The sequence below is a fragment of the Aeromicrobium chenweiae genome (assembly GCF_003065605.1).
In the GTDB taxonomy this organism is placed as follows: Bacteria; Actinomycetota; Actinomycetes; order Propionibacteriales; family Nocardioidaceae; genus Aeromicrobium; species Aeromicrobium chenweiae.
Window position 1 is genome coordinate 1371553 of sequence record NZ_CP026952.1, and the last position, 16776, is coordinate 1388328.

Here is a 16776-nt window from a genome sequence, read left to right on the forward strand (position 1 = left end):
TCTTCCTTCCGATGAGTGGGCCCGACGGGACCCGAGAAGGACGCTAGGCGCGGCGCAGCACGCGGGGCAGTGCCCTGCCGATCAGGGGTGTGACAGGACCCCCTCTCGGTGGGGCCCTGGGACCTACGCTGGTGTCATGACGAATCGGCCGAACACGCTCGGCGAGTACCTTCGGGCGCGCCGTGGGCTCGTGACACCCCAGCAGGCGGGCATCCCCGACCACGGGACGCGACGGGTGCCGGGACTGCGCCGCGAGGAGGTCGCAATGCTGGCCGGCATCAGCGCCGACTACTACCTGCGCCTGGAGCGCGGCCGCGACCACAACCCGTCGCTGCAGGTGCTGGAGTCGATCGCTCGTGTCCTCCAGCTCGACAGCGAGCACCTCGAGTACCTGATGACCCTGACGGCGGAGAAGCCTCGCCACATCCGGCGTCGCACGCCCAAGGAGATCGTCCCGCCGGGGATGCTGAAGCTGCTGGGCTCGATGGAGCAGCCGGCGTTCATCGAGGGTCGGTACTTCGACATCCTGGCGTCGAACGCCGCCGCCGTGGCGCTGTCCCCACGCCTCGTCCCGGGGGGCAACCAGCTGCGGGACATGTTCCTCGACCCGGCCGAGCAGGCCCTCTACCCGGACTGGAAGCTCGTGACGAACTGCTTCATCGCCAGCCTGCGGCAGGCCGTGGGTACCGACATCGACGACCCGCGCTTCATCGAGCTCGCGGGTGAGCTCACGCTGGGCAGCGCCCAGTTCCGCGAGCTCTGGGCCCGGCACGACGTGAAGGCCCAGAACGGGACGCCCATGCGTTTCGACCATCCCCAGGTCGGTGAGATGACGCTCAACCGCGAGCGGCTCACCATCAACGGGACCGACGGCCTGCAGCTCGTCGTGCACCACCCGGACGCCGGCAGCGAGGACGCCCAGAAGCTCGCACTCCTCGTCTCAGCCGCCCTGCCGGCCAGCGAGCCCGAGCGCAGTCTTCGTCCGTCCTCCTGACGGGCGCCGCGTCGGAAGGGGGGTCCTGTCGGACCCCGGGCTGACGAGGGATCTGGGTGGGGCGCGGCAGCGGACCTAGCGTCGTGGAGGCACCTGCCCCCATCGCGAAGGAACGATCCCGTGACCAGTACGGACAGCACGACAGCCGAGCCGACGACAGCCTCGTGGGCGGCCGTCTGCTCGCTCAGCCTCGGCATCCTCGCCATCGTCATGTCGGAGTTCCTGCCCGCGAGCCTGCTGCCTCGCATCGCGGAGGACCTGGACGTCTCTGAGGGTGCCGCGGGACAGAGCGTGACGGTCACCGCGATCGCCGGAGCCGTCTCGGCGCTGCTCATCGCCGTGGTGCTGCCGCGGGCGGACCGCCGCCGGGTCATGCTCGGCCTGACGGTGCTCGCGATCATGTCCGACCTGCTCGTGGCGCTCGCTCCCGACCTCGTCGTCCTGCTGGGTGCTCGCGTGCTCCTGGGCATCGCCCTCGGCGGGTTCTGGGCCATGGCAGCGGCCATGGCCGCGCAGCTCGTTCCCGCGGACCGGATCGGTCGCGCGCTGACGGTCATCAACGCGGGGGTGTCGGTGGCCGCGGTGGTGGCGGTGCCGCTCGGCGCGTGGCTGGGCGACGTCTGGGGATGGCGGGGGGTGTTCCTGCTGGGCGCCGGCATCGCGCTGCTGGCGCTGGTCGTCCAGGCCGCCACGCTGCCGAGCGTCGCGGCGCCGGTGACGGGCGGGCTGCGGGTGCTGGCGAGCACACTGCGCTCGCGCACCGTGGTGATCGGGCTGGTCGCGGTGCTGCTCATCTTCGGAGGGCACTTCGGTGGCTACACGTACATCCGTCCGGCCACCGAGAGCATGACGGACATCGACGCCGGGGGCCTGGCCGCACTGCTGCTCGTGTTCGGCGTCGCGAGCGTCGTCGGCACGATGCTCAGCGGACCACTGGCCGACCGGGCCCTGCGGGTGACCGTGTTCCTCTTCCCGGCCGCCGCAGCACTCGGCATGCTCGTCATGGTCGGCACCAGCGGCTCGACCGTCGGCCTGTACGTCGCGGCCGTGCTGTGGGGCTTCGGCTTCGGGGGAGTGCCCACCGCGGTGCTGAGCTGGGGTGCGAGGACCGAGCCGGACCGGTTGGAGCAGATCGGCGGGCTCATCGTGACGGTCTGCAACATCGCGATCGCGGTGGGCGCGGTCGTGGGCGGGCTGCTCGTCGACCGTTCCGCCGACAGCTCGCCGTTGCTGGTCGGTGGCATCGCGGTGGCGAGCGGCGCCGTCGTCATCGCGAGCCTTCGCACGACTCGCCGCGTCAGCTGAGGTCGTCGTCGGCGAGCACGTCGTGGAGCAGGGCCCGCGTCAGCGCGTAGATGCCGGGCTGCTCGCTCTCGCGCGGACCGGCGACGTTCAGCGTCAGCCCGAACCCCAGGCACGCCAGCCACGAGGTCACCCGCCGGGCGTCCCCGGGCGTCACGAGGCAGGGACGTCCCAGGCGCTCGGCGACCTCCGCCGTCAGGTCGGTCCCGGGCGACGCCACCGGTTCGGCGCGGACGATGAGGGTCGCGTGGCTGTCGCGCACGTTCAGCCCGGTCCGCACGGCAGGCCGCGCCGACGGCGCCTCACGGAGGCCGGGATAGTCGCGCAGCAGCCCAGGTGGCTCGGGACGGTCCTCGGCCCATCCGCCGGCCGGGCACCATCCGCCGTGCTCCAGCCCTACTGCGATGGCAGCGTCGAGGCCGGCCCGGTCGGCGCCGCTCTGCCCGCCCGAGACGATCCGCGCGAGACGCACGCGTGCATCGCCCGGTGCGGGGGATGGCTGATGAGTCATGGTCGTCCTGACCTGTTCGGGTACGTCTGACGCAGGACTGCCCGTCTTGACGACCCGCAAACCGACCCGGTCAGCGCCCGGTCACCGGTGCCAGGTGAGCTCGTGCAGCCGTCCGAGGACCTCTTGGTGCAGGGCGAGACGGACGGCCTGCACCTCGCCGCGTCGCGCGGCGCCCTTGCGCATGGCGAGCGAGACGGTCACCCTGGCCGGCGGCACCGGGGCGGCCACCCGGCGCAGCTCGGGGGCCATCTCGACCATGAACTTGGGCAGGAGGGCGATCCCGCCGCCCCGCCGAGTCGCCTCGAGCAGCGCGAAGATGCTGCTCGCCGCGAAGCCGACCGTGGCGCCCGGGACATACGTGCTGACCTCGAGCTCGCTCGCCCGCGAGGGGGAGTCCCCGAGGTGGATGAGGCGGTGGTGCTGCAGCTCCTCGACCGATTCGGGGTCGCCGTGCTCGGCGAGATACCGCGAGCTGGCATGGAAGGCGGAGTCGTAGCTGCCCAGGCGCTCGGTGAGCACGCGCGAGCTCGTCGCCTCCCCGGCGATGATGGCGATGTCGAAGTTCGCCTGGCGCACGTCCGGCCGCCCGACGCCCGTGAGCAGCTCGACGTTGAGGCCGGGATGTCGTCGCCGGAGCCTGGTGACGGCGGGGGCGACGAACCGCGTCCCGAAGCCCTCCCCGGCCGTCACCCGGACGGTGCCGATGAGGTCGTCGGGAGCGACCGAGGCCATGGACCGTGCAGCGTCCTCGACAGCGCGCTGGATGACGCGGGCGTGCTCGGCGACGATGCGGCCCTCGACCGTCAGCACCCAGCCGTCGTCGCCGCGTCCGATGAGCCGCGTCCCGAGGGCGCCCTCCAAGGCCTGGAGCCGGCGGGAGACCGTGCTGTGGTCGACGCCGAGATGACGTGCCGCGGCGATGAGCCGGCCGGTGTCCGCCACCGCGGCCAGGTAGCGCAGGTCGTCCGCCCGGATCCTGCGGACATCGACGGTGCGAGTCGGATGCTCAGCTCCCTGCATGTGTCACGCCGCCCTCCAGGTCGACGGGCCGATCGGCCACGTCTGCGCGGGTTTCATTAATGGAACTTAGGTTTCATATATGAGTATGCTCTCGGGCTTACACTGACGTCAAGACCCACACCGTCCCGCCGATCGGTAGAGAAGAGGACACACGTGCCACGAGCAGCTGCGCCCGATCACGCCGAGGGCGGTCCGATCGAGGGGACCCGCGCCGTGCACGGGGCGTTCCAGATCCTCGACGCGATCGCGTCCGCCTCCGAGCCTCCCCGGATGACCGACATCGTGAGCGCGGTGGCGCTGCCCAAGTCCAACGTGTTCCGCCTGCTGCGCGCGCTGGAGGCGTCGAACGCGGTCCGCAGGGGAGAGCAGGATCGGCGCTACCGCCTGGGTGCCAAGTTCAACGACTACGCCCGCGTCGCCCACACGCCGCTGCTGATCAGCCGGTTCCACGACCTCGCCGCCCCGGTCCTCCAGCCGCTCGACGAGACGGCTCAGCTCGGCGTCCTCACCGGCACCAACGTCACCTTCGTGGCGTACATCGAGTCGACCCAGCCCGTCCGCCTGGTGACCTATGCCGGCCGGACGTTGCCGGCGCACTCGAGCGCCACGGGCAAGGCCATCTTGGCCTTCGCCGGGTCGGAGGCGGTCCAGGCCGTGATCGACGGCGGGCTGCCGGCACTGACCCCGCGCACCATCACGAACCCCGACGTCCTCCTCGACGAGCTGGAGGACGTCCGGCGTCGCGGATACGCCACCGAGTCCGAGGAGTCCGCGGCCAACCTCTTCTGCCTCTCGGTGCCCGTCTGGGGGAGCGTGAGCGAGGTGATCGCCGCGGTCACGGTGTGCATCCCGCGGGCCGAGCTTCCGGCCGATCGGCTCGGCAAGGTCCGGGAGGCCGCCCTGGAGGCCGCGCGCCGGCTGACGGTCGGGTCGCCACCGCGCTGAGCGGGTCTGGATGGTCCACATCCAGACCCGCAGTTCCCGAAGAGGAATTTCCGCGCCGCGATCGAATTGCTACCTCTTCGGGACGTTGCGGATGACGGCCTCGTTGATCGGCGTGCTGCCGGCGGTGAGCTCGAGGATCTGCCGGCTGATGCCAGGCTCGTGCACCAGTGCGGCGAGCGTGGCGGCGACGTCCGCGCGCGGCACCTCCTCGTGGATCTCCGCCGGACCGAGCGACACGGTTCCTCGGCCCGGCTCGTCCTGCAGGGCCGACGGCCGGAGGATGACCCAGTCGAGCTCGCTGCGGACCAACGCGATGTCCGCCGTCTTCTTCACGTGGATGTAGTGGTCGAAGTCCGGACCGAGGTTCCGCTCGCGCCACGCCTCGGGGAAGACGGACACGAGGACGAAGCGGGGAGGCGTCGGCATGAGCTGCGCTGCCTCGATGGCCTTGACGACGCCTTCGCCGTCGAGCGCGGACGTGGCCTGCTGGCTTCCAGCGGCACCTGCGGTGAACACGACGCAGTCGGCCTGGCCGATCAACGGGACGAGCTCGGTCGAGGACAGGGCCGTGAGGTCACCGACCTCACCGGTCATGCCCGCGGCAGCGAGCTCGTCCCGTTGTTCGGGGCGTCGCACGAGTCCAGCGACGGTGTCTCCCCGCTTGAGGAGGTCCTGGGCCACGAGGGACCCGACGCCCCCGGTGATGCCGATGATGAACACGTGCATGAGTCTTCTCCTGGGTCGTGGGGGAGAGGGGTCAGGCCGCCTCGGTGGCGACGTCCGCGACGGCCGCCTCGATGAGGTCGACGACGTCCGACGGGTGGGTCTGCATGACCAGGTGGGGGGAGTCGAGCTCGACGACCTTCCGGAACCCGGCGCGCTCGTAGCCTTCGCGCTGGACATCGGGGTTGACGGTCTTGTCGGACGTCGCGACGATGCCCCAGCTCGGCGTGGACCTCCACGCGGCGACCGACGCCTTCCCCGTGTACGCAGCGTCGGCGAACGAGCGCTGGGACACCGCGAGCACCTCCGCCGTCTGCGGATCCAGGCCGGCGGCGAAGACCGGGAGGAACGCCTCGGGGTCCACAGACAGGTCGACGCCGTCCTCGCGGCCGTCGACCGGGTTGGGCAGGGTGACGAGGTGGTCGCGCAGGTCGGTGGCGGGGTAGCGGGCGTCCATGTCCGACGGGCTCTCGTCGGCGTCCGGGGCATACGCCGCGACGTAGACCAGACCGACGACGTTCGGTGCGTCGCCGGCGACGGTGATCACCGCACCACCGTACGAGTGACCCGCGAGCACGACGGGCCCGTCGATGGCCTCCACGACGCGCCGCACGCTGGCGGCGTCGCCCGAGAGCGTGCGCAGGTGGTTCGGCGGGACGACCACCTGGTGGCCGCGATCGAGGAGCGTCCGCGTGACGGGTGCCCAGCTCGCGGCGTCGGCGAATGCTCCGTGGACGAGGACGATGGTCGGATTGCTCATGGGTTCTCTCCGTATCCGGGGGGGGGCGTCACGAGTCGTCCCGCGACCCTGCAACCGTAGGATCGGCCCGACCTGTCCAGCAATAAGCAAAGTGGCACACCAGCTGTGCCGATCTGCACAGGCCTGAACTGCGAACGAAATCACTCCACAAGGCCAGTCTCAAGACAGTTGGTGTCCTGCACGCCACCGTGCCCGTGCGTGCGTCAGTAGCCGGGATGCTGAACAAACGGTGCCGTGGCTTGGTACTTTGCGGTACGCCTCACTTACCGAGGATCTGCCTAAGGAAGCAATGGAAATTGTGAGACGATTTGCGGTCGGTTCGATCATCATTGCTCTCGCTTCCGGAGTTTGGATCGTGCTCCGGAGGTCCGACGTATCGTTAGATTCTCAGCTCCTTTCGTGGGCGCTGCCTACGGCGTTGGCCGTTACGTGTGCTGCGATATCAGTGACGATCGGCTCACGTGTGCGCCGTCAGCTGACTCGTGAACGTCTCAGGTCCCTGACGTTCCTCAACTCATCAGTCACGGCCTTTCTAAGTGGTGTCGTGGGCATGATGCTTGTCCTCGCTGAGGGAACGGACAGTGGCATGGCCGTAGCACTCACGGTGCTGGCATTCCTGACATCGGTTATCTCGCTCTGGAGCCTGGCCATGCGTGGGACATACAAGGTAATAGCGAGCGCCTTGGTCCTTTTGGCATCCTTGTTGCTAGCAGTTGCCGTTCCCATCGTTCAGCTTCACGACATCGCAGGACAGTGGGCCGCCGACCTAGTGGTTGGCCCCATCCTTCTTAACTGCGGTCTTTTCGGGGCCGCGTTTTTGATGGTTATCGCGTTTTGGGGGGGAAGCCGTCGAGATGTCTCAGTCTCAGCGGCCTCAAAAGACAGCGATTGAACAGCCAGGAGGCCGGAAAGCCGATTCAAAGTGTGATCGGCCTCAACCGATCACGCTGAACGCAAGTGCATTCACCTCCTGACCAAGCAGGGAGGGTCGGGCTGGGTGCGCGTACGTCCAGCGTCAGCGCCGTGCGCCAACCCCCCGGCCCCTCACCCAGTGCGGAGGCCCCGTGCACTCAGCGGAATGTGCGTCATAGTCCCGCTATTGGACACGTCGCGAAGTCGCACGGCCACTGGGTCGTTGCTAGCTGCTGGGGGCGCGACGGTCCCGTTAGCGGGCGGCCGGGGTGAGCAGATCGGTGACAGCCTTCGGTTCGCGTCCCAGAAGATCCGCCATGAGGGGGTCTACACCCGCGAAGAATCCTTCGTGAGCGGCTTGGTACATCCCGAGCAGGAAGCTGGCGATGAATTCTGGCTGCCCCGCCGCAACCTGCGCTGCGACCCATTCCTTCGGGTCCATCACGTCGACCTCGATGGTGCGTCCGGTCAGCTCGGACGCAATGGCCGCGAAGTCCGCAAAGGTGAGTGCCGCACTCGCGGTCAGCGTTGTCGGCCCGTCGTACTTGCCGTCAGAGGCCAGAATGATCGCCGCCGCCTCGGCCGAGTCCTCGCGCGCCGTCCAGGACACGGGGCCGTCGGCGGGAACCGCGACGACACCAGTCTCTCGCCACGGCCCTGCAAGCGAGTCAAGGCTGTGGGCGTAGAACCCGTTGCGTAGCGACGTCCACGCGACACCGCAGTCGGCCAGGAGCTGCTCAGTCATGGCGTGGTCGCGGGCCGGGCCGAACGGGGAGTCCACGGCGGCACCCTGGTGGCTCGTGTAGAGAATTCGGCCGACTCCAGCCGTGACGGCTGCGCGGATCGCCGCAGCGTGCAGACTCACCGCGTCGGCTGTGGGGTCGCTCGACGACACCAGCAGGAGCTGGTCGGCTCCGGCGAATGCATCCGGCAGGGAATCCGGGGCGGCATAGTCGCCGTGACGGACGGCGATGCCCAGGTCTGCGAATCGCTGTGCTTTGGTCGTGTCGCGGACCGCGACGGTGATCTCGCTTGCGGGTACGTGGGCCAGCAGGTGGTCGACCGTCGCTCCGTTGAGAGCGCCGGTCGCGCCGGTGATGATGATCATCGAGTTCTCGCTATCGTTGATACGCAATTGGTGTTATCGGCGATCGTAACACGATAACGCGATTCTGTTATCGTTGGAACGTGCCCGACTCCGCCAGCCATCAGAACGACGTCCGATCGACGATTGTCGAGGTCGCATCTCGTCTGCTGCGCGAGCACGGATCGTCCGCAGTCACCACCCGGCGCGTCGCCGAGGAGGCCGGGGTCCAGGCGCCGACGATCTATCGGCTGTTCGGAGACAAGGACGGCCTGCTGGAAGCCGTCGCCGAGTACGTCATGGCCACCTTCGTCTCGGCGAAGGCGCTGAGCGTGGAGGCGGCCGCCGCCGACGACATCGATGCGCTGGACGACCTGCGGGCAGGGTGGGACGCCCAGATCGACTTCGGTGTCACCAACCCGACCCTGTTCCTTTTCATGAATGATCCTGAGCGAGCGGCCAGCTCGCCGGCGACCCGCGCTGGGTATGACGTCCTGCGTGCACGAGTTCATCGTGTCGCCACGAGCGGACGCCTCCGCGTCAGCGAGAACCGTGCGGTCGACCTGATCCGCGCCGGTGGGGTCGGCACCATCACGACGATCCTGGCCACACCGCCCGGAGATCGCGATCCGGCACTCGCCGCGAGCATGTTCGAAGCTGTCCTGCGACAGATCCTCACGGACGAGCCCGCCGCAACGAGCAACGACTCGACAGCGACGGCTGTCGCCTTCCGGGCGATGGTGCCGGACCTCACCATCCTCACCGACGCCGAACGACAGCTCCTGACCGATTGGCTCGACCGGGTGATCGATCACTAGTACGACCCGTCGGCGGCAGATGCGCGGGCCCCCGGGCAACGCCTGGGGTTGGCGGAAGTCAGCCGAACTGCAGAGTTGCCCCTCGGGGCGTCGCTTCGCGCTGTGCCGGGGCGTGTGGTGGTGGTCCGGGCTCAGAAGCCCATGTCGAAGCCGCCGCCGTCGAAGCCGCCACCATCGCCACCGCCGTCGAAGCCGCCACCATCGCCACCGCCGTCGCCGCCTCCGCCGTCGCCACCGCCGTCGTCTCCATGACCATCGTCACCGCCGAAGCCGCCGCCGAACCCCCCGAACATCATGCCTCCCATGAACATCCAGGTCATCGGGCCGAAGGCGCCGAAGTAGCCCGCGGCATAGGGCTCGTACGCACGACCGCCCTGCCAGTAGGGCACCCGCTGCGCCCCGACCATGACCTTGCGGACATCAGGATCTGCGCCGGCGCGGACACGCTCGGCATCCAGTGCGCAGGCAGGCACGTCCCGCTCGACGCCGTCCGGCGGCACGTAGGGAACGTCGGCAACCGAGAGTCCGTGGCGCGGGTCGAAAAAGCACGGGGGCCGTCTGGTCGGCAGCGACTCGCCCACGACTCGGGCCCGTACGCACGCGATGGCATATCGCCCGTCCTCGACGATCTCGGTGATGTGCCGGATGTCATCGGGCTTGGTGATGGAGTCGCTGGCGAGCTTCGCCGATTCGTAGGCGTCGAGTGCTCGCAGGTAGTCAGCGTTCGCGCCCGCGTCGAGCTCATGACCGGTCATGTCCAGGTCGAGCTGTTGCAGGTCCTCGCCGAACGACGTGATGTCCTCGAAGGCCAGCTTCCTCACTGGCGCGACCTCGTCCTCGCGTCGCCTCAGCTCGCGTTCCTTCTGGCGGCGCCTCGCCACGAGGACGACGGCTCCCAGCGCCGCGATGACCAGCACCAGCACCAGCAGCTCCATGGGCGGATTCTATCTCTTTGGGGAAAGAAGCCCTGGAGTTGCGGGCTCGATGACTGTGATCGCGAACCAACCTCCAAGACCCTCCGGCCGGCTGACCGCTCCCACCCGGGCGCACGTCCGCGGACCTTGAAGTAGGCATTGCGCCATAAATGACCTGCCGGTCAGCCATCGCTGACACGTGGGCAACTCTGCACGGTCTGAGTCCGGAAGTAGGTAATCTGCCCCGATGGAACGTGAAGCACCCGAGAAGGCAGAGCGCAATGAATGGCGGGGGCGTGCCGCCGTTGTGCTGGTGCTTGCGCCCGCCGCGATCCTTCTCGCCGGCATCGTCGTTTGGTTCGTCTTCCTCCCGCCCTTCAGCGGCATGTAGCCGAGGCACGATCGCAATGGTCAGCGCTGCCGCAGGTTCCTGAACCACCGCCCGGGAGAGACTGTCCACATGCGCTCCGCACGTGTCTTGCTCGTCGCCGCTGGCCTGCTGGTCGTCATCGGCCTCGGCCTTGTCCTGTTCGAGAACGAGACTGTCATCGGCTCCTCCTTTGGGCCGGCTGGCGGTGATGCCGCTGTCTACTCCTCGGAAGTCGGCTTCGCGTTCGATGGGGCGTGGCTGGTGTCCACGCAAGCGGTGATCGGCTACGGGCTGGTGTGGCTCGGCTCCCTACTGACGGCAGGGGTCGTCGGCTTCCGGGTGGCTGCTCGACTGTCGCCGTCGGTCTAGGATCGTCACGCTTTGCCGGCTTCGAAAGTTGTCCATATTGCCTGGGGTCGCGCAGAAAAGGAGTGTCGGTGGCGACGTCTAGGTTTGAGGTATGGCCACCAGCGCAGCACCGACGACAGAGGAACTGTCCGACGTCGTGCGGTGGCAGGCCCGAGCCGAGGCGTACACGCTCACGCGGATGCTGGACTACCGCGACGCGGAGATGGCCCGCACCGCATCGATTGAGTCGTCGTTGCGGCGCAAGATCGAACGCTCGGCGATCGCGTTGACGATCGGTGAGGCGACCGGGATGTCCGAGGTGCAGATCCAGCTGAGGCTGTCGATCGCCGACCGGGTCCGCGAGAAGACCCCGCAGGTGTGGGAGGCATTCGTTGACGGACTGATCGACTTCTCCCGGGTGCGTGACATCAGTACGGCCATCGAGAAGCTGCACCGCGAGGAGTCCGTGGCCCGGCTCGAGAACCGTGTCATCGGTTACGCGGCCGACCACACCGGCACCGAGCTGCGGCAGTGGCTGCGGCGCTTCGTCCAGCGGGTCGAGGCCGATCTTGCGGTCGAACGAGCCGACGCAGCACGCAAGGACCGGCACGTGGCCGTGGCGCATGGGGACGACTCGATGTCGTGGCTGAACGCCTACCTTCCCTCCCACGAGGCCGCCGCCATTGAGGCTCGGCTGCGCAAGGAAGCCCGCAAGACCGCAGCTGATGACGATGACCGCACCGTGGCCCAGCGTGAAGCGGACCTGCTGGTCGCCTGGTGCACCGATTCGGACGCCGCCACCTCGGCGATCGACGCGAACATCGCCGTCACCGTCGCAGCCGACGTCCTTGCCGGCGCGGCACCCGGGTTCGCCGAGTCAACCGACGGCTGCTGGGCCGTCCCCGCCCCGTGGCTGGCCGACGTGATCGCCACCGGTGGCAGCTTCTGGCACCGCATCATCGTCGACCCTGTCCGCGATGACGTCCTGGCTCACGAGTACGTCGGGCGGTTCGCCCCCGACACCCTCGCTGTGGCGTTGCAGTTCCTCCACGGTGTCTGCCAAGCCCCCGGATGCATGGTGCCGGCCGAACGGTGCGACCTCGACCACCGCATACCGCACCCTGTTGGCCGGACTACCGGGGACAACATGGGACCGCTGTGTCGAAGACACCACAACCTCAAAGGTCACGGCTTGCTGCACTGGTCCACCAGCCCACCGGGCAAACCCATCGTCATCGAGCTCTACCCACCGACACCCACCATCGAGATGGAGTACGTCGCCGCCTGACCCCAGACCGAACGTGGGGCCCACCGGCTCACTGAGCCTTGAGCTCCTTGGCGGTGGCGGCGAGGACCTCGTCCGAGAGCGCCGGGTCTGCGCGGCCCACCGCACGTGAGATCACGAGAGCGCCGACCATCGCACTGAACAGTGCGATGGACCGCTCACGCGCCACGGCCGGCTCCAGGGGAGTGCCGGCCTGGTCGGCGATGCCGAGCAGGACGTCAGTGAATGCGGCGAGGTAGCCCTCGAGGCCGCGGGTGTACTCCGCCTGGGCGTCGACCCCGTGGCGGCCGGCATCCGCGACCAGGGTGGCAGATGCGCACCCCTGCCCGGGGTGGTCACGGTGCGAGGTCGTCAGGTAGTTGTCGACGATGGCGTGCAGAGCGTCCAGGGGAGAGCTCGACTCGCTCACCATGGACGCAACGTGCTCGAGCGAGTCGGTGAAACCCTGGTGAAGGACCGCGAGTGCAAGATCCTCCTTCGATCCGAAGTGGTTGTAGAAGCCGCCGTGCGTCATACCGGCCGTCTTCATCACTTCGTCGATGCCGATCCCATCGATCCCGCGCGTCCGGAAACCTTCGCCGGCTGAGGCAAGGATCCGGGCGCGGTTGGACTCCTTCTGCTGCTGCGATATGCGAGGCACCTCGGAGATCCTTCCGTGTTCGATGTCGTTCGTCATCAATGGCCCCATGCTAGCCCCCATGCCCCTGCCGCGGCGAGGAGTCGTTGCTGCCAGCTGCCCGATTGACACTTATTGATGACGTCTGTCATCGTTGTGGATGACGGTCGTCATCATAAGGGTGACGCATACGAGAGGCATGATCATGACCTTCGGGATCATCGGAGCCGGCACCATCGCACAGGCCCTGGCCGGGCACCTGGTGGCCGCGGGTCAGCACGTCGTGCTGAGCAACAGGAGCGGTCCGGCGGCGCTGGAGCCGGTCATCGCACGGCTGGGACCACTGGCGTCCGCGGGAACGGTGGCAGAGGCCGCGGCTGCTGACATGGCGTTCCTGACGGTGATGTGGCCGGACGTCCCCGCGGCGCTCGCCGACCTGGCGCCGTGGGACGGTCGCATCCTCGTCGACACCACGAACCAGATCGAGCGACTGGACCCCTTCGAAGTCGCCGACCTCGGCGACCAGACCGGCAGCGAGTACGTCGCCGGCCTGGCGCCCGGCGCCCGCGTGATCAAGGCGTTCAACACCCTCTACGCCAGCTACATCACGCCCGATCCTCGTCACCCGGCAGGCCGGCAGGTGCTCTTCTACGCCGGAGACGACGTCGAGGCGAAGAAGTCGTTCCACGAGTTGGTCGACCGGTTCGGTTTCGCCCCGGTCGACATCGGCCCGCTCCGCGAAGGCGGACGCCTGATGCAGGTCGGCGGCCCGCTCTCGGCCTTGCACGCCCTCCGGCAGGACTGACGCGATGAAGGCGCTTGCCTACGAGAAGGCGCATTCCCTCGACGCGTTCGCCATGGACCTCGTCGAGGTGGGGGAGCCGGAGCTTCGCGACCGCGATCTGCTGATCGAGATCCACGCCGTGGGCGTCAATCCGGGCGAGGTGGGCATGCGTGCCACGCGGAGCGCGGACCCCGGTGGCCGACTCGTGCTGGGCTGGGAGTTCGCCGGTGTCGTCATCGGCAGCGGTCCCGCCGCCACGGGCTTCACGACAGGCGACCGTGTCATGGGCACGGGAGACGTGACCCGAGACGGCTGCTGGGCCGAGCGGCTGGCCGTCGATCATCGCGTCGTCGCCAAGATCCCTCCTGAGCTCTCCTTCGTCGACGCTGCGTCCCTTCCCATCGGTGGCCTGACGGCCTGGGAGGCGATGTTCCGAGATCAGCAGACGGTGCCGCCAGGGGTCGATCGGGTGCTCGTCGTCGGCGGGGCCGGCGGCGTCGGCTCGATGGCCACCCAGCTGCTCAAGGCGAGGTCGTCGGCGCGGGTCGTCGCCACGGCCTCTCGTCCGGAGTCGCAGGACTGGTGCCGCGCGATGGGGGCCGACCTGGTCGTGGACCACACCAAGGACGTGGTCGAGCAGCTCGCCGCGGCGGGACTCGACGATGTGGACATGGTCGTGTCCACGGCAGGGACGGCGGACAACCTCAGTTGGATCTCCGACCTCTTGCGCCCCTTCGGACATCTGTCAGCCATCGACCTGGATGGACCGCTCGACATCGGGCCGCTCGTCATGAAATCGGCGTCCATCCACGCCGAGATGGTGTTCAGCCAGATCGTCAGCGGCGCGGACCCGAGCAACCAGGGCAGCATCCTCGAATCCGTCGTCGCCCACGTCGTCGCAGGGCAGCTGCGACCTGTCGTCACGACCCAGCTCGACGGTCTGACTCCACGCACCATGAAGACCGCGCACGAGCTGCTCGAGACCCGGCGCACGGTGGGCAAGGTCGTCATCGCGACCTGACCGCACCCTGGCCCTCCCCACCCCGAAACGAAAAGAGTTCATCATGAGCAAGATCCTCGTCACCGGTGCCAGCGGCAACCTCGGCCGCAAGACCCTCCGGCACCTGCTGAAGCGCCGCCCCGCCACCGACCTGGTCGGACTGGCCCGAGATCCGGCCAAGGCAGCGGATCTCGCCGCCGAGGGCATCGAGATCCGCACCGGCGACTACTTCGGCTACGAGTCGCTCGTGCGTGCTTTCGGCGACATCGAGAAGGTCATGCTGGTCTCGACCCATGCCCTCACCGATCGCAACCGGCAGCACTACAACGTGATCACTGCGGCCCGCCAGGCCGGCGTCAAGCACATCGTCTTCAACCCCGTCATCCGCAAGGAGGGCTCGGCCTTCCGCCTGGCCGGCGTCACCGCCGACGACATCTTCGTCGAGCAGACCCTCATGGCGTCCGGCCTCACGTACACGCTCCTGGGCAATCCTCCGTTCCTCGAGAGCCTGCCGTTCTACATCGGGGAGAAGGCGTATGAGTCCGGAGTCCGCGTCCCCGGGGGGGACGGCAAGGTCGCGCCGGCATCCCGCGATGACCTGGCGGAGGCCGGAGCAGTTGTCCTGACCGACCCCGGACACGAGAACAGGACGTACTCGCTCCACGGAGACCCGGCCGTCTCGTTCGCCGACATCGCGCACATCCTCTCGGACATCCGTGGCGTGCCCGTGCCGTACATCGCCGTCTCGGAGGAGGAGCACATCAGCAACCATGTCGCGGCCGGCCTTCTGAACCGGCCGCGGGATTCGCGCTCGCGTGGGTGCGCGGCGTCGTCACGGGGGAATGGGCCGATCAGACCGGCGACCTCGAGAAGCTCATCGGCCACAAGCCCACGACGACCGCCGAGTTCCTCCGCGACAACTATCCCGCCGACGGCGTGTGACCCGCCGTCACTGAGGACGCCGTGGGCTCATCGGAATTGCTCGAACACTCGCTCGGGAGCGCTCAGTCAGCGTCTTCCGGCCCGTCCTGGGACGAGAGATCGGTCGAGACCAGCTCGTTGGAGACGTCGGCGGTCCGATCCGCTTCACGAAGCTTCGGCGGGGCCGCAGCCCACGGCTTGATGTGCTGGACGACCTCGCCGTAGAACGTGTCGAGTGTGTCGAGCACTGAGTCGATGAACGCACCTCGTCCTCGGCCGCGTTTGGACCCGCCTGGAACTGAAAGGGCGATTCGGAACGAGCGGATGTCGCGGTTCGGATCAGTGACCAACAGCTTGGGATCCTCCCGCACATCGGCCAGGAGCTCGGCCGCCCCGGCGCCACGTGCTCGTGCTGCGAAGGACTCGACACGGACGTCAGGTCGCGCATCCTTGAGCTGCCTGACGATCCAGTTGACCCTGGTTGTCTGGCGGCCTTCCTGGGGTGCGTTGACGTCCACATAACAGGTGATCCGGTTGGCTCGCAGGTCGGCAACGACATTGATCGGGGCCACCGTGTTGGGGATACGGATCACTCCGGTGAGCTCACCCGTCTGCACCAGAGACGCAAGGAGGGCGCTGGCGCGGGTTGCGGGATTGGCGACCTCCTGCCGGGTCAGTAACGGCGTCACATCCGTGCCGAGCTGCTGTCCGAGACGGAGGCTCGCATAACGGAGCAGAGCATCGAACCGCGACACGATCTCCGGTGCCGTCTTGTCGTTCGCCCGCAGAGTGCCAGCCGCAACGGCTTCGCGGACTGCCACCCAATTCGGACCCATGTCGTCCAGGTCGAGGGCACCTGAGCGCTCATGTTCCAGGTATCGGATGAGCTCGCCGAGGATCCATGCCTGCTCCGGGTCATCGACTCCGCGGTGCTCTTTCTGGACGATCGCGGTGGCGAGGACGTACGACCAGGACCAGTGATGAATGGCGACCTTGCGCAGCTTCCGCTTGTCGACCGCGGTGGGGTGCTGCCCCGGCACAGGCGGGATCTCGTTGCTGATGGTGATGAGGGCATCGAAGTTCTCGGCGCGCGCGACGTCCAGATAGTTCTCGAGCTGCTGAGCCTCAAGCACGTTCTTGCCGGTCTTGACCTCGACCAGAGCAGTCCACTCCTTCGCCCCGCGCTTCACCCGGATCAGCCCATCGGGATATACGCGCTGACCGTCCAGATCGAAGGGCACCTCGATGTATGTGCTGACTTTGCCGGCTGACGCGCCGACCGCCGAGAGGAGTGCCTTGCTGTAGTCGGGCACGATGCTGAGCACCGCGAGCAACGCCGATGTGGCGCGCCGCTCCTGCTCAGGTGCCCCGCTGATGCCTGACGTCGGAATCAACCGGGCTTGGTGCCACGTCTCTTCACTCAATGCCTTCTCCGAACTAGTGGTGATTGTCCGTCACCCTAGATCGTC

General features: G+C 68.1%; 18 protein-coding genes. 10 read left to right on the forward strand and 8 right to left on the reverse strand.

What is annotated here, in order from left to right; genetic code table 11:
• Nucleotides 1-136 precede the first annotated feature (136 nt).
• Entirely contained in the window at nucleotides 137-994 is an 858-nt protein-coding gene (locus C3E78_RS06635) for a helix-turn-helix domain-containing protein (protein WP_108577547.1), read from the forward strand.
• 120 nt (nucleotides 995-1114) lie between these two features.
• Nucleotides 1115-2299 (forward strand): MFS transporter, encoded by a 1185-nt coding sequence (locus C3E78_RS06640; protein WP_199906950.1) that lies wholly within the window; start codon nucleotides 1115-1117, stop codon nucleotides 2297-2299.
• Here the strand turns inward: C3E78_RS06640 and C3E78_RS06645 are convergent.
• Nucleotides 2292-2807 carry a putative molybdenum carrier protein gene (locus C3E78_RS06645; protein ID WP_108577548.1) on the reverse strand — a complete coding sequence of 172 codons (516 nt, stop codon included), beginning with the start codon at nucleotides 2805-2807 and terminating at the stop codon, nucleotides 2292-2294. The two genes, C3E78_RS06640 and C3E78_RS06645, sit on opposite strands and share 8 nt — an antisense overlap.
• Before the next feature lie 81 nt (nucleotides 2808-2888).
• Nucleotides 2889-3827, reverse strand: a complete 939-nt coding sequence (locus C3E78_RS06650; protein WP_108577549.1) for a LysR family transcriptional regulator — start codon at nucleotides 3825-3827, stop codon at nucleotides 2889-2891.
• Nucleotides 3828-3980: 153 nt separating this feature from the next.
• Here C3E78_RS06650 and C3E78_RS06655 point away from each other — a divergent pair, with 153 nt between their 5' ends.
• Complete coding sequence (locus C3E78_RS06655) at nucleotides 3981-4772, forward strand: IclR family transcriptional regulator (protein WP_108577550.1); 792 nt, start codon at nucleotides 3981-3983, stop codon at nucleotides 4770-4772.
• Between the two features lie 69 nt (nucleotides 4773-4841).
• On the opposite strand, the gene C3E78_RS06660 is transcribed toward C3E78_RS06655, so the two are convergent.
• The 3 genes from C3E78_RS06660 to C3E78_RS06670 form a co-directional block, all read right to left on the reverse strand.
• Nucleotides 4842-5498 carry an NAD(P)H-binding protein gene (locus tag C3E78_RS06660; RefSeq protein ID WP_108577551.1) on the reverse strand — a complete coding sequence of 219 codons (657 nt, stop codon included), beginning with the start codon at nucleotides 5496-5498 and terminating at the stop codon, nucleotides 4842-4844.
• Between the two features lie 31 nt (nucleotides 5499-5529).
• Complete coding sequence (locus tag C3E78_RS06665) at nucleotides 5530-6255, reverse strand: alpha/beta fold hydrolase (RefSeq protein WP_108577552.1); 726 nt, start codon at nucleotides 6253-6255, stop codon at nucleotides 5530-5532.
• A gap of 1165 nt (nucleotides 6256-7420) precedes the next feature.
• The gene (locus C3E78_RS06670) at nucleotides 7421-8275 is read right to left on the reverse strand and encodes an NmrA family NAD(P)-binding protein (protein WP_108577553.1); all 855 of its coding nucleotides are present in this window, start codon (nucleotides 8273-8275) and stop codon (nucleotides 7421-7423) included.
• Between the two features lie 80 nt (nucleotides 8276-8355).
• Here C3E78_RS06670 and C3E78_RS06675 point away from each other — a divergent pair, with 80 nt between their 5' ends.
• The gene (locus C3E78_RS06675; protein WP_108577554.1) at nucleotides 8356-9069 is read left to right on the forward strand and encodes a TetR/AcrR family transcriptional regulator; all 714 of its coding nucleotides are present in this window, start codon (nucleotides 8356-8358) and stop codon (nucleotides 9067-9069) included.
• A gap of 131 nt (nucleotides 9070-9200) precedes the next feature.
• On the opposite strand, the gene C3E78_RS18440 is transcribed toward C3E78_RS06675, so the two are convergent.
• On the reverse strand, nucleotides 9201-10004 hold the full coding sequence (locus C3E78_RS18440) for a hypothetical protein (protein ID WP_168217196.1): 804 nt from the start codon (nucleotides 10002-10004) through the stop codon (nucleotides 9201-9203).
• A gap of 226 nt (nucleotides 10005-10230) precedes the next feature.
• Between C3E78_RS18440 and C3E78_RS18230 the strand changes: the two genes are divergently transcribed.
• From C3E78_RS18230 to C3E78_RS06695, 3 genes are all read left to right on the forward strand, one after another.
• Entirely contained in the window at nucleotides 10231-10374 is a 144-nt protein-coding gene (locus tag C3E78_RS18230) for a hypothetical protein (protein ID WP_159085830.1), read from the forward strand.
• A 69-nt stretch (nucleotides 10375-10443) separates the two neighbouring features.
• Entirely contained in the window at nucleotides 10444-10722 is a 279-nt protein-coding gene (locus C3E78_RS06690) for a hypothetical protein (protein ID WP_108577556.1), read from the forward strand.
• A 91-nt stretch (nucleotides 10723-10813) separates the two neighbouring features.
• Nucleotides 10814-11989 carry an HNH endonuclease signature motif containing protein gene (locus tag C3E78_RS06695; protein WP_108577557.1) on the forward strand — a complete coding sequence of 392 codons (1176 nt, stop codon included), beginning with the start codon at nucleotides 10814-10816 and terminating at the stop codon, nucleotides 11987-11989.
• A gap of 28 nt (nucleotides 11990-12017) precedes the next feature.
• Here the strand turns inward: C3E78_RS06695 and C3E78_RS06700 are convergent, their stop codons facing one another.
• Entirely contained in the window at nucleotides 12018-12662 is a 645-nt protein-coding gene (locus tag C3E78_RS06700; protein WP_199906951.1) for a TetR/AcrR family transcriptional regulator, read from the reverse strand.
• 139 nt (nucleotides 12663-12801) lie between these two features.
• On the opposite strand from C3E78_RS06700, the gene C3E78_RS06705 reads away from it, so the two are divergent.
• The 3 genes from C3E78_RS06705 to C3E78_RS06715 are packed head-to-tail and all read left to right on the forward strand — an operon-like array spanning nucleotide 12802 to nucleotide 15509.
• Nucleotides 12802-13407, forward strand: a complete 606-nt coding sequence (locus tag C3E78_RS06705) for an NADPH-dependent F420 reductase (protein WP_199906952.1) — start codon at nucleotides 12802-12804, stop codon at nucleotides 13405-13407.
• Between the two features lie 4 nt (nucleotides 13408-13411).
• Complete coding sequence (locus C3E78_RS06710; protein ID WP_108577558.1) at nucleotides 13412-14407, forward strand: zinc-binding dehydrogenase; 996 nt, start codon at nucleotides 13412-13414, stop codon at nucleotides 14405-14407.
• 43 nt (nucleotides 14408-14450) lie between these two features.
• On the forward strand, nucleotides 14451-15509 hold the full coding sequence (locus C3E78_RS06715; RefSeq protein ID WP_199906953.1) for an NAD(P)H-binding protein: 1059 nt from the start codon (nucleotides 14451-14453) through the stop codon (nucleotides 15507-15509).
• Here the strand turns inward: C3E78_RS06715 and C3E78_RS06720 are convergent.
• Nucleotides 15391-16731: a stress response protein gene (locus C3E78_RS06720; RefSeq protein ID WP_108577559.1), complete on the reverse strand. Its 1341-nt coding sequence runs from the start codon at nucleotides 16729-16731 to the stop codon at nucleotides 15391-15393. The genes C3E78_RS06715 and C3E78_RS06720 overlap by 119 nt on opposite strands.
• Nucleotides 16732-16776 lie beyond the last annotated feature (45 nt).